This is a genomic window from Mesorhizobium sp. M0189 (genome assembly GCF_040322135.1).
In the GTDB taxonomy this organism is placed as follows: Bacteria; Pseudomonadota; Alphaproteobacteria; order Rhizobiales; family Rhizobiaceae; genus Mesorhizobium.
Map to the genome: position 1 here is coordinate 144,569 of NZ_JAMYSW010000008.1, position 25,580 is coordinate 170,148.

A 25,580-nucleotide genomic window follows, 5' to 3' on the forward strand; every position below is an offset into this window, starting at 1 on the left:
CGCGCCAATAGACGGCCGAATAATGCCTGAGCAATCGGTCTTCCTCACGACGATTTTCCGGGAAGCTGCCGCACGAATCCCTCCAAATAGGTCGGAGGCGAGAACGTTCGTCGACAGGACGCAAATTGAGGTACGTAAACGGCTGCAGTCGCATTGCAGGGATCAACGCGCAAGACAGAAATCGGCACACTGAGCAATGCTGTCGGCGAAGGCCCCGGTCAGGCGCCATTCAACGGACTTTGTCCTCGCTGAGGGCGCTCCCTCGGTCAATCTCGACAGGCGCGGACAGGCCGGGCACGAGGCGGCCGGGCAGTGGATTTGCCGACAGACGGACCTCCACGGAGCCGTATTGCCGATACGGCGGAAGGACCAGGGTCACGCCCTGGTCCGTTCAATTTTCTGCAGGTCGGGATCAGTGACCCCAGATGCCCTGGCCATATTCATCGTTGGGAACAATCGGCTTGCGTACGGTTTTCGGCACCCCGATATCGTTGCTCATTTTTTTGATCGAGGATGTATACACGTTGTCAGACGCAGTCGCAGGCTGCTGGGCTCCGTTTGATCCATAGTGGTCGCTTCCGGCAATGGCGCTTCCTGCTGTAATAACAAGCGCGGCGGCAGCAAGGGCTGTCATTTTCATTTTGGTAACTCCATTGGTAGCTTGGATGGTATTCACCCACGCAAATATAAATGCCGTGACGCAGCGACACGATCAGACGGTCCAGCTGTTTGACCCATACGAAGGCATTGGGCGATGCAGGCCGAAGGCCAGGGACTATGTCGTTGACGAGAGAAGGCTTTGCCGCCGTGTCGATCCGGCCGGCTCACCAATGCTCAACGGATCGACAGCTCTCTGGCCGCGCGCCTCAGTGTCTATTCCGGCGCCTGCCGACAATGCACACCCGGCATAGATACCTCAATCGTGCTCCGGGGCACCTGATCTCCCTGGTGACCTACCCTGCACCTTGGCATTGTATGACAGACCCTTCCGCACAATAGGCTGGCGGGCCACGTCGGCGCATTCTCCTGAGCATTGGTCACCACAGGCCACACGGGAGAAAGCAAATGCGAAACATAACTCGAGTCCTGGCGCTCACTGCGGCGCTTGCCGCGTCGGGCGGCGGGATGGCGCAGGCCGCGAATTCTCAGCCCAAGCCGACGATCGTACTGGTGCACGGCGCCTTCGCGGAATCGTCGAGTTGGGACGCAGTCATCACGAAACTCAGCAAAGACGGTTATGTAGCGATAGCCGCAGCCAATCCGCTCCGCAGCGTTGCCAGCGATGCGAAAGCAGTCTCAGCCATCGTCCGGTCGGTTTCCGGGCCGGTCGTGCTGGTGGGGCATTCCTACGGCGGGCCTGTCATCACCGAGGCCGCCAATGGCAATCCCAATGTGAAGGCCTTGGTCTACGTGGCGGGATTCGCGCCGGATACCGGCGAATCGAGCCTTACATTGTCCAGCATGTTTCCCGGCAGCACCTTGGGTAGCGCGCTTGCTCCAGTCGCGTTGCCGGACGGCGGACAAGACCTCTTCATCCAGCCGGCCAAGTTCCGCGCCCAGTTCGCCGCCGACGTTCCGGAAGAGCAGACCTTGCTGATGGCTGCCACTCAACGCCCTGTTGCGCAGGCAGCTCTGGCTGAAGCCTCGGGCGTCGCCTCATGGAAGACGCTGCCGTCCTACATGATCTACGGCTCAGATGACCGGAACATCCCGGCAGCCGTCATGAGTTTCATGGCCAAGCGTGCGCACGCGGTAAAGACCGTCGTCATCGAGGGCGCGTCCCACGCGCTCATGGTCTCGCATCCCGACGAGGTCACGTCACTCATCGAGGATGCTGCTGCATCGGTCAGTCAGTAGCAGGCCGGAAACGCCCAGCATCCGATCGAGCAACGAAAATAGACACGCAACACCAGGAGACTAGACATGAAGATCGTCGTCATAGGCGGAACCGGGCTGATCGGTTCAAAGACCGTGGAGAGACTGCGAAACAAAGGACACGACGTGCTTGCGGCGTCGCCGAATTCGGGCGTCAACACCGTTACGGGAGAGGGTCTGGCCGCCGCGCTTTCCGGTGCGCAGGTCGTCGTCGACCTCGCGAACTCGCCGTCGTTCGAGGAAAAGGTTGCCCTGGAGTTCTTCGAGGCATCCGGGCGTAATCTCTTTGCCGCCGAAACGGCTGCCGGTGTCCGTCATCACGTGGCGCTGTCGGTCGTCGGTACCGACCGGCTGCAGGGCATGGGCTATTTCCGGGGCAAGTTGCTTCAGGAAAAGCTGATCAGGGAGTCCGGAATTCCCTACACGATCGTTCACGCCACGCAGTTCTTCGAATTCACCGCCGCCATCGCAAACACGGGCGCTGTCGGAGATACCATTCATATGTCACCGGCCTACTTCCAACCCATGGCGGCTGATAATGTTGCCGATGCGATGGCGGACGTCGCGCTTGCCGCGCCGTTGAACGGCATGATCGAAATTGCCGGCCCGGAGCGCGTTCGCATGAGCGAACTTGTCGAGCGCTTCCTGAAGGCCACCAACGACCCGCGCAAAGTCGTCCCGGATCCCGGCGCGCTCTACTACGGCCAGGTGGCAATCGACGATCGAACGCTGGTGCCCGGCGAGAATGCGCGCATCGGCGCCGTGCGTTTCGATGATTGGCTCAGCCGATACACACCACCGAAGTAAGCAATCATCGGATAGGCCCACCATTCGCATTACAACAAGGAGACCAGACATGATCAAAACACTTCTCTGCGCCGCGCTCACCGCCGCTTCCGTCACCGCAGCAATGGCCAAAGACGCCGCCAGCGTGAAGCTTGTCTACGACCAGGCCCTTCCAAACGTGCCTGGCAAGAGCATGAAAGCCGTGCTCGTCGAGTACGCGCCGGGGGGTACGTCGCCGGCCCATACCCATCCCAAATCCGCGTTCATCTATGCCACGGTCCTGGAGGGGACGATCCGAAGCCAGGTCAACGATGGGCCGGTGAAGACTTATCGCGCCGGCGAGAGTTTCTCGGAATTCCCGGGCGACCGTCATGCCGTCAGCGAAAACGCCAGCAACACGGAAGGCGCTCGTCTGCTTGCTATTTTCGTCGTCGACACCAGCGAAAAGGAACTGACGACGAACGCGAAATGAAATCGTGGCCCCCCGGACCATCGGGGCGTATGCGAAGGGACGGTCAGTGACATGAATTCGATCGCCAGCCGCACACTTGCGGGGATTTCGGTCCCCGATACACCGCTTGTTGGCCGGGCGATCGAACATGCCCGCCAGCGATGTGAACCTTACTTGTTCAACCACGTAGTCCGATCCTGGCTTTTCGCGGCCCGGATCGGACAGATTCAGAATATCCAGCACGACGCGGAGGTTGTTGCCGTTGCAACCCTGTTGCATGACGTCACGCTCAATGAGGACTTCGCCGGGCCGCGCCGTTTCGAAGTGGAAGGCGCCGATCTTGCCCGCACCTTCGTTCGGGAAGGCGGCTTCGACGAGCGGCGCGCCCAATTGATCTGGGACAGCATCGCCCTCAACTCGACGCCGTCGATCGGCCTCTACAAGGAGGCTGAGGTGGCGCTTTGCACAGCTGGCATCTGCCTCGATGTCGTCGGCTTGCAATACAGCCTCGTTTCGTCAGCCGAGATTGCAAAGATCATCGGTGAGTTTCCACGCCTCCAAATGAAGCGACGGATGGCCCGATGCTTTTGCCATATCGCCGAGGTCAGGCCGGAAACCACCTACGACAACTTTGCCCGGGACTTCGGCGAGCGCTTTGTTTCCGGCTACAAGGCGACTTCGGCAGTTGATCTTGTGATGAACGCTCCCTTCGAAGAGTGAGCGCAGTTTCGATCCAGGTTCTATCGACACCGGTCGGTTCAGCCTCGCCCTTCAAGTGACCCAAACGCCGCGCACCTGTCGCATGCCTGCGGCAAAGCGAATTGCCGAGGGCAGCGTTCAGGGTGCCAATTTCCACCGCTTCCTATACTTCGGTTTAGGCGCCCCAAACCGATCGAATGGCAATACATATCATCGGCACGATAGCAACAGTTTGGCTCACCGGTCATCCTTACGCTGCAATGGATTGCAAACACCTCAAGGAGATAAGTAATGAATATTGCAGCGTCACCGGTCGCTCCGAAAGGAAAAGCCGTCGCCCAACGCGCGAGTTATGCGGAGCAGTCGCCGGAACTTCTGAAGAAATTTATTGAATTTCTTGGTGCGACGCGAGAGGGGTCGATCGAAGAACCGATCCGCGACCTTGTTGCCGTCCGAGCCGCGCAACTGAACGGGTGCACCTTCTGCCTTGATATGCACGTCAAACAGGCGAAGATTCATGGCGAGCGCGAACTGCGCCTTTACCACCTGGCAGCCTGGCGGGATTCGACCCTGTTCGTTCCTCGCGAGCGTGCAGCCTTGGCATGGACGGAAGTCTTGACCAAGCTGCCCGAGCAGGGTGTCCCGGACGAGGTCTACGATCGGGTCAGGTCGCAGCTTTCCGAGAAGGAAATCTCCGATCTGACCTTCGTCGTCATGGCGGTCAATTCTTGGAACCGTCTGAACATCGGCTTCAAACCGGTCCCGGGCTCGGGGGATGCGAAGTTTGGCCTGAGCAAAGCAGCGCTAAGCTAATCTTTGGAATGGGTCAGAATGGCGCTTGTTTTCGCGCCATTCTGACCGGCCAGGCAAAGGCGCCGACCTCGGCGACCAAACCCTGGAACCGATCCCAGCCTCCCGGCCGCGGCCGCGAGGCGCTCTCAGGAGGGCGTCATGCGCATTGACAGTCTGCATCCAGTAATATCGGCCCGTCTCATGGTGATCGACGTCGACGCTCCACTCCGCAGTGCAGCACTCTCGCTTTCCAGGCCCGCAATAGGCCTGGTCGTGGTGTGCCACGGCAGTGGGGAGGCGGCAGGCGTGCTGAGCAAGTCCGACCTTGTCCGCCATCTAGCGAATTCAGGGCCAACAGAAGCGCCGATTGCGGCATTGATGAGCCGGTCCATCGTGTCTTGTGGTCCCGATGATGATCTTCATTCAGTCTGGCAGACCATGGCCGCGCAAGGCCTGCAGAATGTGCCGGTGCTCGGGGCTGACTCGAAACCGCTAGGCGTCCTCGATATCCGTGATGCGATGAAGGCGCTCTTCAAACAAGAGGAACTGCAGGAACGGCTGCTTGCCAACTACATCAGCGGGATCGGCTATCAATAGATCATGGTCTCGCGTTTGGATATACAGAAGTATGTATCGGAGTCTTCTTAGACATAATGGATAATAAATACCATAAATTATAGTGTATTGAAGCAAATAGGTGTCGGCTGAGCCAACGGGGTAATGAAATGTTTCGTCCGGACATAAAAGAAGATGTCTTCGACAGCCCATCCGATGGTCCTGGAAGTGGTATGTCCGTGCAAATGTCGACGGCCGGCATCGTCCATGACCTGGGCAATCTCATTCAGGTCGCCTCGTCGGCGTTGAACCACCTGGCCCGCGATCCGAGCATCCAAGCGGCTCCGGCGCTTGGGCCTGTAGTTGCCGGCGCCAAAACGGCTTTGGAACGGGCTGGTGGCCTTGTCCGGCAAACCATCAGCCTGGCCCGAGAGAGCCCCGCGGAAATCGAATACACAAACGTAGGTGCTTGCCTGGCTGAGATCGAAACCCTCGTGCGGAGCGCCTTGGATGCCAATTTCGGTCTTGAGCTTCGGGTTGGATCGGACCTGCCTTTGGTGAGATGCGATCGCCTTGGATTGCAAAATGCGGTTCTGAATCTTCTGTTCAACGCGCGCGATGCAATGCCTGACGGCGGCTTCATCTCGATCGATGCCGGCTTGGCCTCTGAAAGCTCTACCGCCGGTCAGGTAGATATCCGTGTCGCGGACAGCGGTATCGGGATGACCAGCGAGACGATGGTCTGCGCCTTCGATCCGTTCTTCACCACCAAAAGCGAAGGCCTCGGCGGCGTCGGTTTGCCGATGGTGAAGCGCTTTGCCGAGCAGTCAGGCGGAAGCATCGATATTCAGAGCACACTTGGGGCAGGCACGACCGTCACTCTGCGGTTGCCTGCGGTGCGATAGCGGCCGGCCAATCTCCCTCCGGTGACAAACGTGACATACAATCGAGAGATAAAGATGGATGCACAAGTCGTTGAAAACGTCGAACAGGACCGTTTCGAGCTGCCGATCGCCGGCGATATGTTTGCGGCGGCCTACTATCGGCTCGAGGGCGGGAAGGTCGCGCTGATACACACCGAAGTCCCGTCGGAATTTTCCGGACAAGGGATCGCGTCGCGATTGGCGCAGGGCACCTTCGAGCTGCTCCGCAAAACCGGCCGTAAAGCGATCTTGAAATGTCCCTTCATGAGCCGCTTTTTCGCCAAGCACCCGGACTATGCAGATGTCCTCGACGGCTAGTCAGGGCACGAATGTTGAGGGTTTCCCAGGGATCTATCCTAATGCACGACGAGTATGATTTGCAGAGGTTCGTCAGCGCACAGGATCCGGTCTACGACGACGCGCTGGCTATTCTCCGTCAAGGAATGATGTGCACTCCCTATATGGAGTTCATCTTCCCAACGTTGGCCACCAGGCGAAGCGGTACTGCGCCTGAGCCATATTCAATCACATCGCTCGACGAAGCCAGCGCTTATCTCTCATTTCCGATCCTAGGAGGCCGTTATCGGGAATGTGTTGGCACCCTGCAGCGGCTCTCCGGCCTAAGCGCTCGCGCTGTCTTCGGTGAGGTTGATGCGAAGAAGTTGCACGCGTCCCTCACGCTGTTTTCCGAAGCAAGCAACGACGAGTTCCTGCTCGAGACAATCTTCGACGTCTGGTTCGACGGTTTGCTCGACGAGGAAACGATGAACGATCTCTACTTGATATCGTAGTGGTCTGCCTACGCCACCGGCGTAAAGCTGTCGCGGCGCTGAGGTCACCATCCGCTGCCTTATCCCTCACACGCTGCGATCTGGCAGAGGCATGAACTCGTGGTCTCCCGGCACGCCGGAGAAGCGGCGTTCGCGCCAATCCGCCTTTGCCTGCTCGATCCGTTCGGCTGAAGAGGAGACGAAGTTCCAATAGATATGACGTGGCTCGGAAAAGGGCTCGCCTCCTATCAGCATCAGCCTCGCCGCATGGAAGGCAGGCGCCTGGAGCACAATCTCAGCGCCGGGCGCCAGAGCTATCAATTCGGCCTCATGAAACGTCCCGAACTGGCCGACAATTCCAACCTCACCGGCGACGATGTAGATTGCACGCTCACGGTGTTCGGGTTTCACCTGGTATCGCGCACCGCTCGTGAGCACAATTTCGGCATAGACCATGTCGGAGAACGTCCTTACCGGCGAGACCAACCCGTCGGACGCGCCGGCGATCAACGTAAGCTCGACGCCGTCGGCACAGATCCTGGGTATTTCGGGAGCGCCAAAATGTGCGACGTCGGCGGCAATTTCTTCATAGCGGGAGGGGAGGGCGATCCAAGCCTGAGCGCCGAAGAGATTGCTTCCCGACGCCCGGACTTCCGGTGGCGTGCGCTCGGAATGGACGATGCCCGACCCGGCCGTCATCCAGTTGACCTCGCCAGGACGGATGGTCTGCACTTTACCGAAATTGTCGCGGTGGACGATCTCGCCGTCGATCAGGTAGGTCACGGCCGCAACGCCGATATGCGGATGCGGTCCCATATCGAAACCGTGACCTGCGTCGAATATAGCGGGGCCGAAATGGTCGAACAGGATGAAGGGCCCGATCATCAGGCGATTCGAGGAGGGCAATACGCGCCTTATCTTCAGTCCGTCGGCAAAATCACGGATAGCCGGCTGGATGATTGTATCGATGCCTGTGATATCGCTTTGGCGGATGGTCATGGATCTCTGTCCTTCTGCATGCCTTGTCAGCCAGGTGCTCGAACGCGCTTGAACGGAGCGGCGCGAAAGACTGTCTGAATGGCTTTGAGGAGCGCGAATTTGGAGCTCGCGTGGTTCTGTCCGGCGATGCCGCTTTCATTAAGAGCCGACACCCTCTTCGACAGGATCGCCGCAAGATCTTCAGCCATTTCGGGCCTTTCGTGCAGCAGCGGCGCAAAGCTTTCCTGGTCTATCTCGTAAACCTCGACGGGGGTCATTGCCCGCAAACTCGACATCTCGCCAATGCCGGCGAGCAAGCCGGTCTCGCCGAAGAAATCGCCGGGTGCAAGCCGGCCGATCTCCTGCAGGTGAGCATCGTCCTCGCCAATTTGCCGGACGATAACTCCCGTCCGTACGATCATGAGCGACGGCAGCATCTCTCCCCGTCGTGCGATGATCTCGCCCTTATGGTAGGTGCGAACCGAGGCCGCTGCGGCGAGCGACTCCTGCTCGGTATCCGTTAGCGCCGAGAATACCGGTATGGACCTGATGAGTTCGATCGGGGTGAAGCTTTGGGAGGCTGCCTTCTCGTCGCTCAGCCGGTTGGTCATGGCAATCGAAGCCGAAAGTGGCTCCGCCAGCAGCATGCCGGTCGACTTTGAATGGCGATAAATGAGATCGAAGATTTCGTTCCGAGCGGCACTTCGCTGGTCAAGATTTGCGACGCGAAAAAACAACTCGATCTCGATAGCTGCCGCATCCAGGCTTCTGATTGTGACCAAAGGCGAAGGGTCCTGGAGGATTGAATTGCAGCTCAGCAAGACGGTGCGCATGAGGTCTACGATGATCGCCGGCGTCTTCGTTGGCGCCATCTTGACGGTTACGGCAAGTCCATGGCTCTCGTCCGGGCCGCTTAGATTTGTTACCCCGATCTTGGCGAGAAGGCTGTTCGGAAGCGCGACGACATTGTGGGTCGGGGTCAGGAGTTGGGTCGACCGCCAGTTGGTCTCGACAACGCGGCCTTCGGTTCCGTCGCTCAGAATGATCCAGTTTCCAAGTACGTAAGGGCGGCCGAGGTTAAGCGCGATCCCCGAAAATACGTCACCGAGCGTATTCTGGAGCGCCAGTCCCAGGATGACGGCAAACACGCCGGACGTGGCAATGAGCGTTCCGACCGGCACCGCAAAGACGAACGCCAGGATCGACAGGAACATTCCAGCATAGACGATACCGACCACGACGTCCTGCAGGAGACGTGCCTCGCGCGGCTTTCGCTCAAAAACGAGATAGATACGGACAAATCCGATTAGCGCCCAGGCAAGGTGAACCCACCAGAGCAGCTTGACCGAGCCCATGAGGATCGCTCCTCCGGTTGTCTCGTTGTCCCCTGCGGCCTCGTATGGCACGACGCGCAGGTCGAGAACCATGGCCGACATCGCGAGGAAAAAGCTGAGTTGGACGACCAGCTTCGCATTGGCGAAGCGTCTGGGGATGAGGGTCCAAACGACGATCCCGGCGAGGCCGAGCAACACGATGTAGACCAGAGGAGAGTTCCACCAGTTCATGAACGATCACCGCCATTCACAGTTCAATGTTTGGCCTCCGGCCCGGCGATCGGGCCTCGGCCGCTGGCCTTGTCTTTTTCGAGAACTGCTTCGGTGATCGAATTCGGCAGCCGTCGCGGCTTTTCGATCAGCCCGAGCACCGGAATGGCGATGACGAAGAACGCAAAATAGTAAAGCGTCGCCAGTTGGGACATGACGACGTAGGCGCCTTCCGCCGGTCGGGAGCCGAGCCAGCCGAGAAAGAGGGCATTGGCAACGAACAGCCAGAAGAGCACCCTATACCAGGGGCGGTAGACCGCCGAGCGCACCTTCGAGGTGTCGAGCCACGGCACCAGGAACAGCACCGCGATCGAGCCGAACATCGCGAGCACGCCGCCGAGCTTGGAATCGATCGGCCCGATATTGAAGGTGATGGCCCGGAGGATCGCGTAAAACGGCAAGAAATACCATTCCGGCACGATGTGGGCCGGCGTCTTCAGCGGATTGGCGATCGTGTTGTTGTCGGGATGGCCGAGATAGTTCGGCAGGTAGAAGACGAAATAGGCGAAGAAGAACAGGAACACGAGGATGCCGAAGGCATCTTTGACGGTGGCATAGGGCGTGAAGTCCACGACATCGGTTTTCGATTTGACCTCGATGCCGGTCGGATTGTTCTGGCCGACGACGTGAAGCGCCCAGATATGCAAGGTCACCACGCCCGCAAGCACAAATGGCAGCAGGTAATGCAGCGCAAAGAAGCGGTTCAGCGTCGGATTGTCGACCGCGAACCCGCCGAGCAAAAGCTGCTGGAGCCAGTCGCCGATCAGTGGGACGGCCGTGAAGAAGTTGGTGATGACAGTCGCGCCCCAGAACGACATCTGTCCCCAAGGCAGCACGTAGCCCATGAAGGCCGTCGCCATCATCAGCAGGAGATTGGTGCAACCGAGCACCCACAGCAGCTCACGCGGCGCCTTGTAGGAACCATAGTAGAGCCCGCGGCAGATGTGGATGTAGACGGCAATGAAGAAGAACGACGCGCCGTTGGAATGGAGATAGCGCAGCAACCAGCCCGAATTCACGTCGCGCATGATCTCCTCGACTGAATTGAAGGCCAGTCCCGTATCAGGAGCGTAATGCATGGCCAGCACGATGCCGGTCAGGATCTGTGAAACCAGCATGATCGTGAGAATGCCGCCGAACGTATAGGCATAGTTCAGGTTGCGCGGCACCGGATAGACGATGAAGCTGTCGTGCACCAGCCGCGGCAGCGGCAGGCGGGCATCGAACCAACGTGCGATTCTGGTTTTGGGCGTATAGGTCGAGTGTTTGTCGCCGCTCATCGAAATGCCCCCTGCCTCAACCAATGCGGATCTTGGTGTCGGAAACGAACTGGAACACCGGTACCGCCATGTTCTCGGGTGCCGGACCTTTGCGGATGCGGCCGGCGGTGTCGTATTGTGAACCGTGGCACGGACAGAACCAGCCATCGAAGTCGCCTTCCTGACCATGCGGGATGCAGCCGAGATGGGTGCAGACCTGGACCATCACCACCCAGGCTTCCTTGCCCGGCATAGTTCGGTTAGCGTCGGTTGCCGGCGCGTCGACCGGCAGGTTGGCGTTGCGGGCGATTGGATCCTTGAGCTCGGCGAGACTGACTGACTGGCCGTCCTTCATCTCTTGCTCAGTGCGGTTGCGCACGACCACCGGATTGCCGTGCCAGTCGACGATCAGCGACGTTCCTGGCCTCAGCGAGGAGACGTCGACCTCGATCGCGTCGGGCGCTTCGACGTGCAATGTGTGCTCGGCTGTGGAGGTTTCGGAAAGGTCGGCCATGATGGCGACTCCTATGTTGGAAGCTGCGTCATCGCGTTGGTGGCAATCGAGCAAAAGCAGGCCACAGCTTTCGCCTTCCAGTCTGCTCATGCCGCGCGGAATATGCCGGCCGTGGCCGGGTGTGAGCCATCGTGCCAACGGCGCGTGCGTCCAATACTTTCGTTTACGATTTCCTGAGCGAAGGACTGGCCGGGCTGGCGATGACGCCGTCATGGAAGGTTCTGAATTCCTCCAGGTAACCGTTGGCCACTGAGCTGAGATACCGTCCGGCATTGCGCACGGCGATCCCGAACTTCAGCCCGATCATACCTCGGCACAGGCATGCCTAGCTGTCGGTGTCGTAGTCGTCGTCCCCGCCAAGTGCGAGTTTTTGGAGCAGTTGTCTCGCGTGGCGCTGGGCAGGTTTTCGCCCGGCGACGACCAATTGCGGAACTCAATCGGGGTCAGAAAGGGAAAACGGTGAAACTCTACTACAGCCCTCTCGCCTGTAGCCTGGCGGATCACATCGCATTGGAAGAGGCCGGTGTTTCCTTCGAGCGCGAAAGCGTGAACCTCAAAACCAAACGAACGAGCTCCGGGGATGATTTCACCACCGTCACGCGCAAGGGCTATGTTCCAGCCCTCGTGCTGGATAGCGGCGAAGCGCTGACGGAAAATATCGCAGTCCTCGACTGGATTGCGTCACAATACCCGGCACTGGGAGTGGCGGGGCCGTTGGACCGTACCCGCGTTCTCGAAGCGCTGGCCTACGTCTCAACTGAAATACACCGAAGCTTCAAGCCGATGTGGCACCAAAGCAGCGATGCCGAAAAGGCCAAGGCGAGCGCGGCGATTACGAGCCAACTCGAGTTCGTCGCTGACGGGCTCGAGACCGACTATCTGTTCGGCGACAAACCCAGCGTGGCGGATTTTTATCTTTTCGTGATGCTGCTTTGGGCGGCCCGCTTCCACGTCCCTGTTCCCGCGCCTTTGCAAGCGCTTCGCGCCCGAATGGCTGCGCGACCGGCCGTGCGCATCGCAATGGATCGTGAGGGCCTCGTCTAAAAGCCGAGGGTGGCTCCGAGCATAAGATCAGACGCAATATATCCTCTCACCCCAACAAAGATCAGGAGTCATTCTCATGCTGCCGTTTCTGCGGATGCTACATCCAGCCGCTTCCAAGCGCGGGGACGGCCTACGTCTCGAATTTCTCAGGAGGGAAATCGAGGAAACGCTGGACCTTACCGGCATCCGGTCAGAATTCGCCGCACTGCCTCCTGGCCGAGCGGTTACAATCCTGGATTCGTCGCAGTCACCGTCGAAATAAGCGCAATATTTCCTGTCGGCCGATACGGCGGGCGGGTCTGGTCGTTCCGGCTTGTTGGTCATCATAGAGGCTTCATCATGAATGCGAATAAGGCTCCCGAGACGGTCGATCATCGCCGCCGACGCATTGTTGGCGCAACAGCAATGACGTTCGCCGCCACCGAACTCGGCTTGAACGCACCGGTAGCCGCTTGGACGGTCGAGGCGAGGGCATCCGCGATGCAAACCAGGCAGAAATCATTCGGCTCGCTTAGGCAGGTCAATGCCGGAAAGCTGAGCGTCGGATATGCGGAGCTGGGGCCCGCCGAAGGTGCCCCAGTGATCCTGCTTCATGGCTGGCCTTATGACATTCACACCTACACCGACGTCGCTCCCCTGCTTGCCGCAAAGGGGTACCGCGTGATTGTGCCCTACCTGCGCGGCTACGGCACTACGCGCTTCCTTTCGGACGACACGATGCGCAACGGCCAGCAGTCGGCGCTCGCCGCGGATACGATCACCCTGATGGATGCGCTGGGAATCGAAAAGGCCACGATCGCCGGCTGCGACTGGGGTGCTCGAACGGCCAATGTTGTTGCCGCGCTCTGGCCTGAGCGTTGCAAGGCGATCGTCTCGGTGAGCGGCTATCTCATCGGAAATCAGCAGGTCGGCATGGTGCCGCTGCCACCGGAGGCGGAGCTTCAATGGTGGTATCAGTATTACTTCGCCACGGATCGCGGCCGCGCCGGCTACGAGAAATACACGCGCGATTTCGCCAAACTCATCTGGCAACTCGCTTCGCCGCAGTGGAATTTCGACGATGACATCTTCCAGCGCAGCGCCGCAGCCCTGGACAACCCGGATCACATCAGCATCGTCATTCACAATTACCGCTGGAGGCTCGGCCTGGCACATGGCGAGCCGGAATATGACGTTCTGGAAAACCGGCTGGCAGAAGCTCCCGTGATCACAGTGCCGACCATTACCCTTGAGGGTGATGCCAATGGCGCACCCCATCCCGACAGCAGCTCCTACGCCAAGAAATTCTCGGGCAGATACACGCACCGGATCGTCACCGGCGGCATTGGCCACAACTTGCCGCAGGAAGCCCCGCAGGCCTTCGCCCAGGCCGTCATCGACGTTGGCGAATACTGATCAGGCAAGCTGAGTGAGCTGCTGATGCCTGCGCTGGATGGGTGGCGAGGACATGATGGTTGCGAGCTGAACATCGAGGCGCGGCGCTGGTCCACATCGATGTTGCGCTTGACTCGTCCATATTATTCGTAATAAATCATACATATTGCCTCGAAAAAAGACGGCAGGTCTGGGAGGACCAATGAAAATCACGGCCATCAAGGCGCGCGTCTGCAACGCGGAAATGCGCAACTGGGTCTTCGTTCGGGTCGAAACCGACGAGCCCGGGCTGTTTGGCTGGGGTGAGGCAACGCTGGAATGGAAGACCCGAGCCGTCGTTGGGGCGCTTCAGGACCTTGAGGCCCTGCTCATCGGGCAAGATCCGCGCAATGTGGAGCAGTGCTACCAGATACTTACGCGGCACGGCTTTTGGCGTCTTGGCGTCGAGGGAATGTCCGCCGTCAGCGGCATCGAGATCGCGCTCTGGGACATATTGGGCAAGTCATTGGGCGTCCCCGTCTGGCGCCTTTTGGGCGGTCGGGTCCGCGACTATCTGCGCACCTATACGCATCTCGGCCTCGGGGACATGAAGGCGGTCTATGAGACCGGATCCGCGGATGCCATCGTGGAACGCGGACGCATCGTGACGCAAGCAGGCTACGATGCGGTCAAGGTCGTCTGCATTCCCTACACCCACTACGTGTCTCCTGCGAAGGCAGTCGATTCTGTTGCCAACATGGTTGGCTCACTTCGCGAGGCGGTTGGCCCGGATATCGACATCATGGTCGATTTCCACGGACGCCCTGCATCCGTTAACGCGGCGATGGATTACCTCAAGGCAATCGAGCCGGCCCGCATCATGTTCGCGGAAGAACCCGTGCCGCCCGAAGATGTTGCCGGACTGTCGCACATTACGGCGCGATCGGCCGTGCCGATCGCTTCCGGCGAGCGGCTGATTGGGCGCCGCGAATTCACGCACTCGATCGCAGCCCGCGCCTTCAACATTGCCCAGCCTGATATTTGCCACACTGGCGGTCTGCTCGAGACAAAGAAGATCGCGGCCATGGCGGAAACCGCAGGCATCGGCCTTGCGCCGCACAACCCCCTCGGTCCGATCGCCGGTGTGGCTGCTCTTCATTTCGGCATATCGACCCCAAACGTTGTCATTCAGGAGGAGATGTCCGGTGCCGTCGCCTGGTACGACGATGTCGTTACCTGGCCAATTCGGCGCAAGCCAGGCCGCTGGGATCTGCCCGAACTGCCGGGCCTTGGCGTCACCGTCAATGAGGACGTTATCGCGCGCCACCCCTTCAAGCAGGAAGTGCTGCATGCCCGCAACGCCGTCATGCCGGACGGCACCGTGGTCGACTGGTGAATGCAATGGCAGGCCGGCTGCAAGGAAAGATCGCAATCGTCACAGGCGCCGGCCAAGGCATCGGTGCCGCCACCGCCCGGGCTTTTGCGATGCATGGGGCAAAGACCGTCATTGCCGAACTGAATGCGGCAAGCGGCAAAGCGATCGCCGACGAACTGCGTGTCGGAGGCGCCGACGTATCGTTCGTCGAGACGGATGTCACGGACGCATCCGCGGTCGCGGACATGGTCGCCCGCACGATCACGAGCTATGGCGGCGTCGACGTTCTCGTCAACAATGCCGGTGCCAACGTCTTCTACGAACCACTGGCGATGCCGGATGAGGAATGGGACCGCTGTCTCAAGCTAGACCTCCAGGCCGCATGGTTCTGCGCCAAGGCAGTCTTGCCGACGATGCTGGCGAAGGGCTCGGGGTCTATCGTCAACATAGCGAGCTGTCACGCGTTCCAGATCATTCCCCATACATTCCCGTATCCGGTCGCCAAGCATGCACTTTTGGGCCTGACCCGTTCGCTGGCCATCGAATATGCCGCGCGCGGCATCCGGGTGAACGCGATCGCCCCCGGCTATATCGAGACGCCGATCGCGGAAGCCTACTGGAACACATTCCCGAACCCCGCCGAGGAGAAGCGGCGAGCCTACGACCTTCATCCGCCCAAGCGCATTGGCCGGCCGGACGAGGTTGCAATGACGGCGGTTTTCCTCGCTTCGGACGAAGCGCCGTTCATAAATGCCGAGACGATCACCATCGATGGTGGGCGCTCGGTTCTCTACCACGACTAGCAACGACCATCGAGCTCTCAGGGAGGATCTTCATGAAAACCACAACAAAGGCTTTGGCGACATTTGCGGTACTGGCTGCCGGACTGATGGGTGGCGCAGCAAGCGCAGACGACATCAAGATCGGCTACATCAACAAGATGGGAGACCATCCATGGTTTGTCGCCGAAGTCGGCGGCGCCAAGAAAGCGGCCGAGGCGGCAGGGGCTGCGTTCGTGTCGCAGGACGTTCAGTTCGACGCCAATTTGACGATCACGACCTTCGATACGATGGTCGGCGATGGCGTAAAAGGCATCGCCATTGTCGTCCCCGACAAGGCGCTGGGACCGGTCATCGCCGAGAAAGCAAAGGCCGCAAAAATTCCCTTGGTGGCGGTCGATGACGACATCTACTACGAGGACGGCACTCAGGTCCCCTATGTCGGCATGAATGCCTACAACATCGGTGCGCGGGTGGGCGAAGAACTTGCCAAGCTCTACAAGGCCGACGGCTGGGCCGGCAAAGAGGTGCGCATCGCCTCGATCGAGGACCGCAAAGCGGATACCTGCATGCAGCGCAACAAGGGCGCGGAAGAAGCATTCCTGAAGGCGGTGCCCGATTTCAAGCCGGGCAATATCGTTCGCGCCCCTACGACAATACGATGGTCAACGCCATCGACGTGATGACCACCACATTGACGGCCAATCCCAGCGTCACGAACTGGATATTCTATTCATGCAACGATGATGGCGTGCTGGGTGGTGCGCGAGCCCTGGAGAATGCGGGCTATACCCCAGACCAGGGCATGGGGATCGGCATCGACGGGAGCCGCGCTTGTGACGCCTTCGGATCCGGAAAGCCCTCGGCGTTCCGTGGTACGATGTGGCTCAATTCGGAAAATCATGGCGCGCTGGCGGTGAAGATTCTCTTGGCCTCCATCAAGGACGGAACGAAGCTTCCCGTTCAGTCCTTCACGGACCCGGAATACATCACCGCCGACAATTTTGCGTCGGACTATAAAGCCAAGCTCTGCCACTGAACCGGCCACGCGTCATGCGCCGCAAGGCGCATGACGCTCAAATCGGCAGTTCGTCAGCGGGCACACGCCACCGACACGGGATCGCTTCTCGGGAGTGAGCTTTGATGCAATCGGATTTCTTCTCGCTCGACAGGATATCGAAGCGCTTCGGCATCGTGCAGGCCCTCGACAATGTCTCGATTGCCTTTCGGCCAGGAGAGGTGCTCGCCCTGGTTGGCGAGAATGGGGCCGGCAAATCGACAATGATGCGAATTCTCGAGGGCGTGTTCGCACCGGACACCGGCACCGTGCTGCATGGCTCCACGCCGATCGTTTTCAGCGAACCGCGCGACAGCCACAGAGCCGGAATACGCGTCATCCATCAGGAGCCGGAGATCGTTCCGAACCTGACCGTGGCCGAGAACATTTTCGTCGGCGAACTGCCACGGCTGGCAGGCGTCCTGCTCGACTGGCATAGGCTCGAGGAGCAGACCGACAAGGTGCTTGCGACCTTCGGCATGCAGCAGGATATGCGGGCGCGTCAACTCTGCAGCACGCTCGGTCCGGCACAGCGCCAGATGATCGAAATCATGCGCGCCATACGTGCTGGCGGCCAGCTGATCGCATTCGATGAGCCGACCTCGTCGCTGACCGACGACGAAGCGCGCCGTCTGTTTTCAGTAATTCGGCGGCTGCGCGAAGAGGGCACTTCGATCGTCTACATCTCTCATAGGCTGAACGAGGTCATCGACCTTGCGGATCGCATTGTCGTTTTGCGGGACGGCCGGCTGGTCGACGATTCCCGCGCGGACGGTGCCAGCGAGCAGACCATAGCCAAACTCATGGTCGGCCGTGACATCGCCGATCTGTTTACGCGCGAGACGTGGCAATCGGGGCTACCGTTGCTGGAGGTGGCGGGCTTGACCACCGACCACGTCACCGATGTGAGCCTCAAGGTCCGCCGCGGCGAGGTGCTCGGCATTGCCGGCCTTATGGGTGCGGGTCGATCCGAGCTGGCAAAGGCGATTGTCGGCTATGATCGGCGCCTCGACGGAACCATAACGATGAGCGGCGTGCCCGTTGGCCCCAACAGTCCGCATGCAGCGATCGTGGCAGGCATCGGCTTCGCCCCCGAAGACCGCAAGCACGAGGCCCTGCTGCTGTTCCGAAGCATTCTTGACAACGCCTCGCTTTGCGTGCCCGACAAGACGTCGACCTTCGGCTTCTTCAACCGGCGCAAGGCACTGGAGATCGTCTCACCGCTTGCAGCAAAGATGTCGATCAAGGCGCCCAACCTCGACGAACAGGTTTCGAAATTGTCGGGTGGCAATCAACAGAAGGTCGTTCTCGCGCGCTGGCTTGCCCGGCAGCCGATGCTTCTCATCCTCGACGAGCCGACCCGCGGCATCGACATCGGCGCCAAGGCGGAAATCTATCGCCTGATCGATGAACTCGCCGCAAGCGGTATCGGCATAATCCTGATTTCCTCGGAAATGCCCGAACTGATCGGGCTCGCCGACAGGGTGCTTGTCATGGCTGGAGGCCGGATCACGGCCGAACTTTCCCGCCCAGACATCGATGAGGCCACGATCCTGAAGCACGCCATGCCGCAATCTGTAGCATCGCTCGGAGGACAAATTCAGTGAACAGCCTTGAGCTCAGGACAGCAACAACACAAACCGGCAAAAGACGCCCTTCCTTGCGCATGGCAGAGCGCATCGGCATTCACAACATAAGCCTCCTGGTTGCTCTCGCCATTCTCGTGCTCATTTTCGGCACTCTGAGAGGCGACGTGTTCTTCTCGAGCCGAAACCTGCTGAACATCGGTCTGGGCATTACCATCCTGGGCGTCCTGGCGATGAGCCAGACCGTGGTCATCGTCGCCGGCGGGCTTGATATTGCCGTCGGCGCAATCGTCGGTCTGACCACAGTATCGACGGCAATGGCCATCCAGGCGACCGGATCGCCGGCAGCGGGCATTCTTGCCGGCCTGGTCCTGGGTGGTCTTGCCGGCCTCGTGAACGGCATCATCATCACCTACGGGCGGGTCAACGCTGTCATCGCGACTCTCGGTACGATGGCGATCTTCCGCGGCATCGCGTTCATCATATCCGATGGGCAATCGATCGCGATTTTCAGCGACACTTTCCGCTTCATTGGGATCGGACGAATCCTCGGCCTGCCTCTGCTGATCTGGATTCTTTTGCTGACCGCGATCGTGTTCCATCTCTTCCTTGCCCGCTCGATCGTTGGCCGCAACATCTATGCCCTGGGCGGCAATCCCGTTGTTGCACGCTTCTCCGGCATCAACATCAACCGCTACCGTGTCGGCATCTACATCATGAGTGGAGTGGCGGCCGGATTGGCCGGGATTCTGTTGGCTGCCCGTACCGGCTCGGGGCAGCCCGTATCCGGATCCCAAGGCCTGGAACTCGAGGCCATCACAGCGGCCGTTCTGGGTGGCTGCGCCTTGCAGGGCGGTAAGGGCACGATCGTCGGCGCACTACTGGGCGTCGCCATCATTGGTGTCCTCAACAACGGAATGATACTGACGTCCGTGCCAACCTTCTATCAGTTGCTTGCCAAGGGCTCGCTGCTGATACTTGCTGTGGTAATTGCCGAGTACCACTTGAACAGGACATGACGATGGACACGGCGATCGCTTCGACTGGCCAAGGCAAGCAGGACATTCCTGCCGCAGATGGCGCCACGTCATCGCTCAAGGATCGCATCGCACGCGATCTCGGACAGCGAATCCTCGCCGGCTCCTACGCGCAGCACTCCGTCTTGCCGACGGAAGCTGAACTTTGCGTTATCTACGGGGCGAGCCGCACGGCGCTTCGCGATGCTCTTCTGACGCTTTCGGCGAAAGGATTGATCGAGGCACGCAAGCGGGCCGGGACGCGTGTGCGCGTGTCGAGCGAATGGAACAGGCTGGATGCACAGGTTCTGGAATGGATGCGCGATATCGAGCCCGATCTCGATTTCGTCCGCGGATTGATCGAGGCGCGGCTGATCATTGAACCCGCGGCCGCCCACCTTGCGGCCAAGATGGCGACGTCAGGCGATCTCGCAGTCATCGAAGCCGCCTATGAGGCCATGCGCATTGCTCCGCAGGACGACCTTGCTGCGTGTCTCGATGCCGACGTCAGGTTTCATACCGCCATCCTTCGTGCCAGCCGCAACCCGGTGTTCGCCAATCTCGGCAATATGCTTGCTGCCGCCCTCAGCTTCTCCTTCCGATTGACCACATCGGCCACCGCTAATTACCAGCAGACGCTGAGCGCGCATGGCGACGTGCTGGAGGCAATCCGGATGCGCAGGGCCGACGACGCTCACGATCAGATGAAGGCGCTCATCGGGATCGCGTCGAACGACCTCCTTGCAGTGGCTCGCAAAGGCCGCCATCCACAGCCGATCGCCGCTGCCAAGGCCGATACCGTCTGAAACTGATGGTCCGAACGATCAAAATCGGAAGCGGAGACCTGTCCGCTGAAATCGTCCCGTCGCTTGGGGCAGGTCTTGCGAGACTGGACCATGGGCGCGTGCCGATCTTCAGGCCTTGGCCAAACGGCGGGAGCAGCAACCCATTCGACCTTGCCTGCAACCTGCTTTTGCCGTGGTCGAATCGCATCTCGGGCGGCGGATTCACATTCGACTCCAAATTCCACGAACTGCCTGCCAATGTTGCAGGCGAGCCATTTCCCGTTCACGGCAATGGATTTTCGAGCGAGTGGGACGTCGACAGCGTAGCGCAAGATAACGCAAAGCTGTCCCTTATCAGCAAAGGACCCGGCCCATACCGATATCGCGCCGATGTGAGCTACGCGCTAGCCAGACAAGGGCTCGAGCTGAAGCTTCGCATCGTCAATCGGGCCTCGGTCAGGCTGCCGTTCGGGCTTGGTATCCATCCATGGTTCCCGAGAACGGCACGGACCGCGCTTCATGCGCCGGCCTCGCAGGTTTGTCTCGAACTGCCCAGCCATCTCCCCGAACGGTTTGTGGATGTCAAAACCCGTCCCGATTGGGATTTCGGCGCCCCGGCCGTATTGCCGAGCGGATGGATAAACAATCTGTTTGCCGGCTGGGACGGCGTCGCTACCATATCGTGGCCGGAGCACAGTTGCAGCCTGCGGATTGAAGCTTCGTCGCCCTTGAACTTCTACCTGGTCTATTCGCCATCGGACGAGAGCGACTTCTTCTGTTTTGAACCGGTCAGTCATGCGGTCGATGCTCACAATCGTGGTTCGATCGACAAATGGAATGGACTGTCGGTGCTTGGCCCTGGCGAGAGTCTGGCAGCCCGTTGCAGCTTCGCCGTCAATTAGACGGACCTCTGCGGCGCCCTCGAGTTGGCGTATGTCGGTGTCGGCCAGCATGTCCGGTTAGCCGGCTTTTCGTCCAAAGTGAGCTTGGGAAGAGGGAACTCCGGCGACCGGGAACCCGTGAGCCCGTTCGACGTTTGCCGGATGTCGCTGCGCAGTTTGTCTGCTTGACGGCACGGTACGGGCCTACTCCGAATGTACCTGGCAGATTGGATCAATGACAGATGTTGACCCAAAGGAATTCGTGCTCGCAGGCATCGTCATGAAGCGACTGGTCTCCGGCGAACAGACGGGAGGCTTGTTGAGTCTCTTCGAAAACCGAAGCGACGGGCAGACGAAAACACCAATCCATGTTCACGCGAATGACGACGAGACAGTCTACGTCATCGAAGGGCAGTTGGCCGCAATTGTGGCCGGCGAGGTCCGAACGCTCTCGCCCGGTGAGAGCATGTTTTTGAAGCGCGGCATCCCGCACCAGCTCGTGAATCCCGGCAACCAGCCCGTTCGCTACATCCTGATAGACACGCCAAGTGTGTTCGAGCAGTTCCTCGCCGAAGGTGGCCATGAACTCGGCAAGGGAGAGGTGGTCGGGCCGCCGACGCCTGCCGATATCGAGCGGCTCAAAGCAGCCGCGCCGAAATTTGGGATTACGCTTCTGCAAGACTGGCCAGCAAGAGAGTAAACGGTTTCGTGATAGCGGCTTGGATCGGCCGCTAAAGCCGATCCTTGCCCGAGAAACCACCATTGGCTAGCCATCCGCAATCCAATCCGAGAGGCTGCGGGCAAAACTTCGCGGCACGATGAGTTCGCACGCGGCCTCGCCGGTGCGCAGGAAGAGCACGGAGACATGATGGAAGGATGTCTGCACGGCGCGGCCCGGAGCGGCGGCCGGCGCGTGCCAGTCGACGGTAATGCAGCCGGACAGAAGCCTTGCGATGTCAGGGCCGGCCATTTTCAAACGAACACGACCTTCGCCGAGGGGAACAGAACAGCCGAGATCGGGGTCGACGGAAAGCGCGGGCGCTTGCGTGCCTTCGTCGAGAACCAGCCAGAGGCGGCGAGGTGCAATGCGGATGATTAGAAGCCCCTTGTGGCGAACGGTCTCTCCGACCGAAGCGGGAAGTTTCGTGCCGAGCGACGCCGAGACGCTCTTTTCGAATTGTCTCAGTGTCCCGTCCCAGCCCTCGATCTGGATAAGCGGACAATCGGCCACGGATAGGCTGAAATCCCGAGAAGAGGTCAAGCTAGCCATGCAGCCGTTCTCCCTGTGGATCGAGGAATACTGGCGAGACAATGCGGGCGCGAACTGTTTCGGCCTTCATCGGATAGACCGCCACGACCTCGCTTCCTTCTGCCGCGACATCGCCGGCAAGCAGGGCCAGCCCGACATAATGGCCGCGCTCGGGGCTGAAAGTGACGGAGGTGATGCGACCGCGCCCATGGCCATAGGGTTTCTCATCCGGCAGGAACAGGATGGCGCCGCCGCGCAGGCGTTTTCCGTCCTCGATGCATTCCAGTCCGACCAGGCGCTGCCGGTTGGGCGCCCGGAGGGCAGGGCGCCGTCGCAGGACGTCGCCGACGAAGCCGCTGCGCTTGCCGGCCATGCGGCCGAGGCCGAGATCGTCGAGCGTCGTGCGTCCATCGATTTCAGGTCCGGCGACATGGCTCTTTTCGACGCGCAGCGCACCTAGCGCCTCGACGCCGTAAGGCTTCAGGTCGAATGGTCTGCCGGCTTCGAGCAGACGGCTCCAGAGCTGTTCACCGGCAGTGGCGCCGGTATAGACTTCGTAAGCGCGCTCGCCGGAATAACTGAGACGTAGGATGCGGAGCGCACGGCCCCCCCATCCGCTTTCGAGTAGTCCCATATGCGAAAGCGCCGCGTCGGAAACGTCGAGAGCGGGAAACGCTGCATTCAGGATCGCGCGGCTGTTAGGCCCGGCAACCGACATCGCCGCCCATTCGTCGCTGACCGAAGTGACGGCCACGCGCAAATCCGGCCAGGCCGTGTCGAGCAGGAATTCGAGACGCGACAGCACATCGGCGGCCTTGGCGGTCGAAGTGGTCATGAAGAACCGGTTTTCCGCCAGCCGCGTCGTGGTGCCGTCGTCGAAGACGATGCCGTCGTCGCGCAGCATGACGCCGTAGCGGGCGCGGCCGACCGCCAGCTTGGCAAAGCCGTTGGCGTAGACGCGGTCGAGGAAGATTGCCGCATCCGGGCCTTGGACGTCGATCTTGCCGAGCGTGGAGATGTCCATCAGCCCCGCGGCCTGACGTACATTCCGCATTTCGGCGACATAGGCTTCATTCACGTCATGTCCGGACTGCCGGTAGAAATAGGGCCGCATCCAGAGCCCCACCTCGAGCATCTCGGCGCCGTTGGCCATGTGCCAGTCGTGCATTGGCGTGCGGCGGATCGGCTTGAAATGATGGCCGATGGCGCGCCCGGCAAGCGCCCCGATGGCAACCGGCGTATAGGGCGGGCGGAAGGTCGTGACGCCGGTCTCGGGAATCGTTGCGTTGCGCAGCGCCGCCATCGCGGCAAGCGCCGGAAAATTGCTGGTCTTGCCTTGATCGGTACCCATGCCGAGCGTGGTGTAGCGCTTCAGATGCTCGACCGATTCATAGCCCTCGCGATGGGCGAGTTCGATATCCCTCGTCGTCACATCCATCTGAAAATCGACGAAGGCTTTTCCATGTCCGACGGAAGGCGCTTCGCGAAGTAGCGTCGTGGCGGTGTCGCCGAGATCGAGTTTGGCCGGAGCGGGAACCGGCGCCGACTTGCCGCCGGAGGCTGCCGCGTCGATGCCGGCGCGATGACCGTCCTCGATGGCATCGGCAGTTGCATAGGCCCCAATCATCGCGCCGGCACCTAGCCGGCCGGCCGGAAACGCGCCCGGCACGAAGCCGCCGATATCGTCGCGATAGACAGGTTTGACACCGAGGTGCGAGGTGAGATGCACGGTTGGCGACCAGCCGCCGGACACGCAGACCAGGTCGCAGGCGGCCGAGGACTGGCCCTCCGGCCCGTTGAGCGTTACGTGCCTGACGGCATGGCCGCCGTGCAGGTCGACGATCCGCGTCCCGGCCCGTATCATTACGCCGAGCCGTGCGGCTTCCGCGGCAAGTGCTGCGGGCGGGACTGCGCGCAGATCCGCAACCGTCACCTCCGCGCCGGCTGCGGCATAGTCGAAGGCGGTGCGCCAGGCACCGTCATTGGTGGTGGCGACAATGATTTTCTTGCCCGGCAGGACAGCGAAACGGTTGAGATAGATCCGGGCGGCTGAGGCAAGCAGGACGCCGGGCCGGTCATTGTTCGAGAACACCATCGGTCGCTCGATGGCGCCAGTGGCGAAAACGATCGAGCGGGCGCGCAGCATGGTGACCGTTTGCCGCGCCTCGCCGTTCGGCTTCGGACCGGTTGGATCGCGCTGTTCGACCAGCCCGATGACATTGCCGTCATAGCTGCCGAAAGCGGTTGTCCGCTTCATCAGCACGACGGTTTCGAAGCCCTTCAACTCGGCCTCGGCCTGCCTCAACCATGCGGCCGCTGCGCTGTCGGACGGTTCCGCCAGAAGCTGGCCGCCAAGCAGGAAATCCTGCTCGATCAGCGCGACCCGCGCCCCGGCCGCGGCGGCTGCCCGCGCTGCTGACAATCCCGCCGGGCCGCCGCCGACAATTGCGACATCGGCGAAAGCATGACGAACCTCGTAGCGGTCGGGATCCGGGCCGGTGCCGGCTCTGCCCAGACCGGCCGCCTTGCGGATAAAGTGCTCGTAGAACATCCAGGCGCGGCGCGTCGGGCCCATGAAGGTCTTGTAGTAGAAGCCGGCGGACAGAAACGGCGCCAACAGCCCGTTGACGCTTTGTACGTCGAAGGCCAGCGATGGCCAGCGATTCTGGCTTTCCACGTCCATGCTGTTGGCGAGTTCCAGTGTCGTCGCCGGCAGGTTCGGCTCGCGCCTGCCTGCGATCCCGAGCGTAACCAGCGCATTCGGTTCCTCCGGCCCGGCGGAAAAGATGCCGCGCGGGCGATGATATTTGAAGCTGCGCCCGACGAGAGTGACGCCGTTGGCGAGCAGCGCGGAGGCAAGGGTGTCGCCGCGATATCCAATCAGCTTGCGGCCGTCGAAGGTGAAATCGAGCGGCACCTCGCGACTGATACGGCCACCCACCGGCAGGCGTTTGCGGTTCGAACTCATGCCGGTGATTTCCTGAGAGTTGATTTCCTGGCGAAGTCGACTGATGCGACGGCATGGTTGCGGGTGTCGCGTTCGACCACCAGCCATTGCCGGCAACCGGTCACGTGCTGCCAGTATTCACGGTGCGGGCCGGCCGGGTTTGTCCTGATATAGACGTAACGGTACCAGGCCTCCGGATCGGGATCGTCATGGGCCGGACGCGTGACCGAGGCATCGCCGCCGTAGCGGAACTCGTCATGGTCGCGCGGGCCGCAGCAGGGGCATTCGATGCGCAGCATTTT

Annotated in this window: 29 protein-coding genes; 20 read left to right on the plus strand and 9 right to left on the minus strand. The window is 60.5% G+C overall.

Annotated elements, in window-relative coordinates; all coding sequences use genetic code 11:
• Positions 1–412: 412 nt before the first annotated feature.
• Positions 413–640, minus strand: a complete 228-nt coding sequence (locus tag NKJ09_RS16935) for a DUF680 domain-containing protein (protein ID WP_084642389.1) — start codon at positions 638–640, stop codon at positions 413–415.
• A gap of 425 nt (positions 641–1,065) precedes the next feature.
• Here NKJ09_RS16935 and NKJ09_RS16940 point away from each other — a divergent pair, with 425 nt between their 5' ends.
• From NKJ09_RS16940 to NKJ09_RS16980, 9 genes are all read left to right on the plus strand, one after another.
• Entirely contained in the window at positions 1,066–1,857 is a 792-nt protein-coding gene (locus tag NKJ09_RS16940) for an alpha/beta fold hydrolase (RefSeq protein WP_023716991.1), read from the plus strand.
• Positions 1,858–1,923: 66 nt separating this feature from the next.
• Positions 1,924–2,682: an SDR family oxidoreductase gene (locus tag NKJ09_RS16945; RefSeq protein WP_023716992.1), complete on the plus strand. Its 759-nt coding sequence runs from the start codon at positions 1,924–1,926 to the stop codon at positions 2,680–2,682.
• 49 nt (positions 2,683–2,731) lie between these two features.
• Complete coding sequence (locus tag NKJ09_RS16950) at positions 2,732–3,133, plus strand: cupin domain-containing protein (protein WP_023716993.1); 402 nt, start codon at positions 2,732–2,734, stop codon at positions 3,131–3,133.
• Between the two features lie 252 nt (positions 3,134–3,385).
• Positions 3,386–3,832 carry a hypothetical protein gene (locus NKJ09_RS16955; RefSeq protein ID WP_352483842.1) on the plus strand — a complete coding sequence of 149 codons (447 nt, stop codon included), beginning with the start codon at positions 3,386–3,388 and terminating at the stop codon, positions 3,830–3,832.
• A gap of 270 nt (positions 3,833–4,102) precedes the next feature.
• A complete protein-coding gene (locus NKJ09_RS16960; protein WP_352483843.1) occupies positions 4,103–4,624 on the plus strand; it encodes a carboxymuconolactone decarboxylase family protein in 522 nt (173 codons plus the stop codon).
• Between the two features lie 138 nt (positions 4,625–4,762).
• Positions 4,763–5,200: a CBS domain-containing protein gene (locus tag NKJ09_RS16965; protein ID WP_352483844.1), complete on the plus strand. Its 438-nt coding sequence runs from the start codon at positions 4,763–4,765 to the stop codon at positions 5,198–5,200.
• A gap of 128 nt (positions 5,201–5,328) precedes the next feature.
• A complete protein-coding gene (locus NKJ09_RS16970) occupies positions 5,329–6,063 on the plus strand; it encodes a sensor histidine kinase (RefSeq protein WP_023716997.1) in 735 nt (244 codons plus the stop codon).
• Positions 6,064–6,117: 54 nt separating this feature from the next.
• Positions 6,118–6,399 carry a GNAT family N-acetyltransferase gene (locus NKJ09_RS16975; protein ID WP_023716998.1) on the plus strand — a complete coding sequence of 94 codons (282 nt, stop codon included), beginning with the start codon at positions 6,118–6,120 and terminating at the stop codon, positions 6,397–6,399.
• A gap of 41 nt (positions 6,400–6,440) precedes the next feature.
• Positions 6,441–6,872, plus strand: a complete 432-nt coding sequence (locus NKJ09_RS16980) for a DUF1810 domain-containing protein (protein WP_352494359.1) — start codon at positions 6,441–6,443, stop codon at positions 6,870–6,872.
• A 66-nt stretch (positions 6,873–6,938) separates the two neighbouring features.
• Here the strand turns inward: NKJ09_RS16980 and NKJ09_RS16985 are convergent, their stop codons facing one another.
• The 5 genes from NKJ09_RS16985 to NKJ09_RS17005 all read right to left on the minus strand — a co-directional run bounded on the left by NKJ09_RS16985 (position 6,939) and on the right by NKJ09_RS17005 (position 11,513).
• Positions 6,939–7,850, minus strand: a complete 912-nt coding sequence (locus tag NKJ09_RS16985) for a pirin family protein (RefSeq protein WP_023717000.1) — start codon at positions 7,848–7,850, stop codon at positions 6,939–6,941.
• Positions 7,851–7,876: 26 nt separating this feature from the next.
• Positions 7,877–9,394 (minus strand): mechanosensitive ion channel family protein, encoded by a 1,518-nt coding sequence (locus tag NKJ09_RS16990; RefSeq protein WP_023717001.1) that lies wholly within the window; start codon positions 9,392–9,394, stop codon positions 7,877–7,879.
• A gap of 23 nt (positions 9,395–9,417) precedes the next feature.
• A complete protein-coding gene (locus NKJ09_RS16995) occupies positions 9,418–10,713 on the minus strand; it encodes a cytochrome b (RefSeq protein ID WP_023717002.1) in 1,296 nt (431 codons plus the stop codon).
• 16 nt (positions 10,714–10,729) lie between these two features.
• On the minus strand, positions 10,730–11,206 hold the full coding sequence (gene petA, locus NKJ09_RS17000; protein ID WP_031193388.1) for a ubiquinol-cytochrome c reductase iron-sulfur subunit: 477 nt from the start codon (positions 11,204–11,206) through the stop codon (positions 10,730–10,732).
• 163 nt (positions 11,207–11,369) lie between these two features.
• Complete coding sequence (locus tag NKJ09_RS17005) at positions 11,370–11,513, minus strand: hypothetical protein (RefSeq protein ID WP_023717004.1); 144 nt, start codon at positions 11,511–11,513, stop codon at positions 11,370–11,372.
• A 152-nt stretch (positions 11,514–11,665) separates the two neighbouring features.
• Here NKJ09_RS17005 and NKJ09_RS17010 point away from each other — a divergent pair, with 152 nt between their 5' ends.
• The 11 genes from NKJ09_RS17010 to NKJ09_RS17060 all read left to right on the plus strand — a co-directional run bounded on the left by NKJ09_RS17010 (position 11,666) and on the right by NKJ09_RS17060 (position 21,782).
• Positions 11,666–12,250 carry a glutathione binding-like protein gene (locus tag NKJ09_RS17010; protein WP_352494358.1) on the plus strand — a complete coding sequence of 195 codons (585 nt, stop codon included), beginning with the start codon at positions 11,666–11,668 and terminating at the stop codon, positions 12,248–12,250.
• Positions 12,251–12,589: 339 nt separating this feature from the next.
• Entirely contained in the window at positions 12,590–13,645 is a 1,056-nt protein-coding gene (locus tag NKJ09_RS17015; RefSeq protein WP_352494357.1) for an alpha/beta fold hydrolase, read from the plus strand.
• A 181-nt stretch (positions 13,646–13,826) separates the two neighbouring features.
• Positions 13,827–14,999 (plus strand): galactonate dehydratase, encoded by a 1,173-nt coding sequence (dgoD, locus tag NKJ09_RS17020; protein WP_352494356.1) that lies wholly within the window; start codon positions 13,827–13,829, stop codon positions 14,997–14,999.
• Positions 15,000–15,004: 5 nt separating this feature from the next.
• Entirely contained in the window at positions 15,005–15,781 is a 777-nt protein-coding gene (locus NKJ09_RS17025) for an SDR family oxidoreductase (RefSeq protein WP_023717008.1), read from the plus strand.
• Positions 15,782–15,813: 32 nt separating this feature from the next.
• Positions 15,814–16,440, plus strand: a complete 627-nt coding sequence (locus NKJ09_RS17030; protein ID WP_352763077.1) for a substrate-binding domain-containing protein — start codon at positions 15,814–15,816, stop codon at positions 16,438–16,440.
• Positions 16,419–16,796, plus strand: a complete 378-nt coding sequence (locus NKJ09_RS17035; RefSeq protein ID WP_352639174.1) for a type 1 periplasmic-binding domain-containing protein — start codon at positions 16,419–16,421, stop codon at positions 16,794–16,796. Before NKJ09_RS17030 ends, NKJ09_RS17035 begins: the two co-directional genes overlap by 22 nt.
• Before the next feature lie 104 nt (positions 16,797–16,900).
• On the plus strand, positions 16,901–18,421 hold the full coding sequence (locus tag NKJ09_RS17040) for a sugar ABC transporter ATP-binding protein (protein ID WP_352494354.1): 1,521 nt from the start codon (positions 16,901–16,903) through the stop codon (positions 18,419–18,421).
• Entirely contained in the window at positions 18,418–19,419 is a 1,002-nt protein-coding gene (locus tag NKJ09_RS17045; RefSeq protein WP_023717011.1) for an ABC transporter permease, read from the plus strand. The genes NKJ09_RS17040 and NKJ09_RS17045 overlap by 4 nt, the downstream gene beginning before the upstream one ends.
• Before the next feature lie 2 nt (positions 19,420–19,421).
• Complete coding sequence (locus NKJ09_RS17050) at positions 19,422–20,222, plus strand: FadR/GntR family transcriptional regulator (RefSeq protein WP_245278497.1); 801 nt, start codon at positions 19,422–19,424, stop codon at positions 20,220–20,222.
• 5 nt (positions 20,223–20,227) lie between these two features.
• A complete protein-coding gene (locus NKJ09_RS17055; RefSeq protein ID WP_023717013.1) occupies positions 20,228–21,103 on the plus strand; it encodes an aldose 1-epimerase in 876 nt (291 codons plus the stop codon).
• A 214-nt stretch (positions 21,104–21,317) separates the two neighbouring features.
• A complete protein-coding gene (locus NKJ09_RS17060; RefSeq protein WP_023717014.1) occupies positions 21,318–21,782 on the plus strand; it encodes a cupin domain-containing protein in 465 nt (154 codons plus the stop codon).
• Between the two features lie 66 nt (positions 21,783–21,848).
• Here NKJ09_RS17060 and NKJ09_RS17065 read toward each other — a convergent pair whose 3' ends face one another.
• The 3 genes from NKJ09_RS17065 to NKJ09_RS17075 are packed head-to-tail and all read right to left on the minus strand — an operon-like array spanning position 21,849 to position 25,577.
• Positions 21,849–22,352, minus strand: a complete 504-nt coding sequence (locus NKJ09_RS17065; protein WP_023717015.1) for a sarcosine oxidase subunit gamma family protein — start codon at positions 22,350–22,352, stop codon at positions 21,849–21,851.
• On the minus strand, positions 22,345–25,299 hold the full coding sequence (locus tag NKJ09_RS17070) for a sarcosine oxidase subunit alpha family protein (protein ID WP_352763080.1): 2,955 nt from the start codon (positions 25,297–25,299) through the stop codon (positions 22,345–22,347). The genes NKJ09_RS17065 and NKJ09_RS17070 overlap by 8 nt, the downstream gene beginning before the upstream one ends.
• Positions 25,296–25,577 (minus strand): sarcosine oxidase subunit delta, encoded by a 282-nt coding sequence (locus tag NKJ09_RS17075; RefSeq protein ID WP_023717017.1) that lies wholly within the window; start codon positions 25,575–25,577, stop codon positions 25,296–25,298. Before NKJ09_RS17075 ends, NKJ09_RS17070 begins: the two co-directional genes overlap by 4 nt.
• Positions 25,578–25,580: the final 3 nt, after the last annotated feature.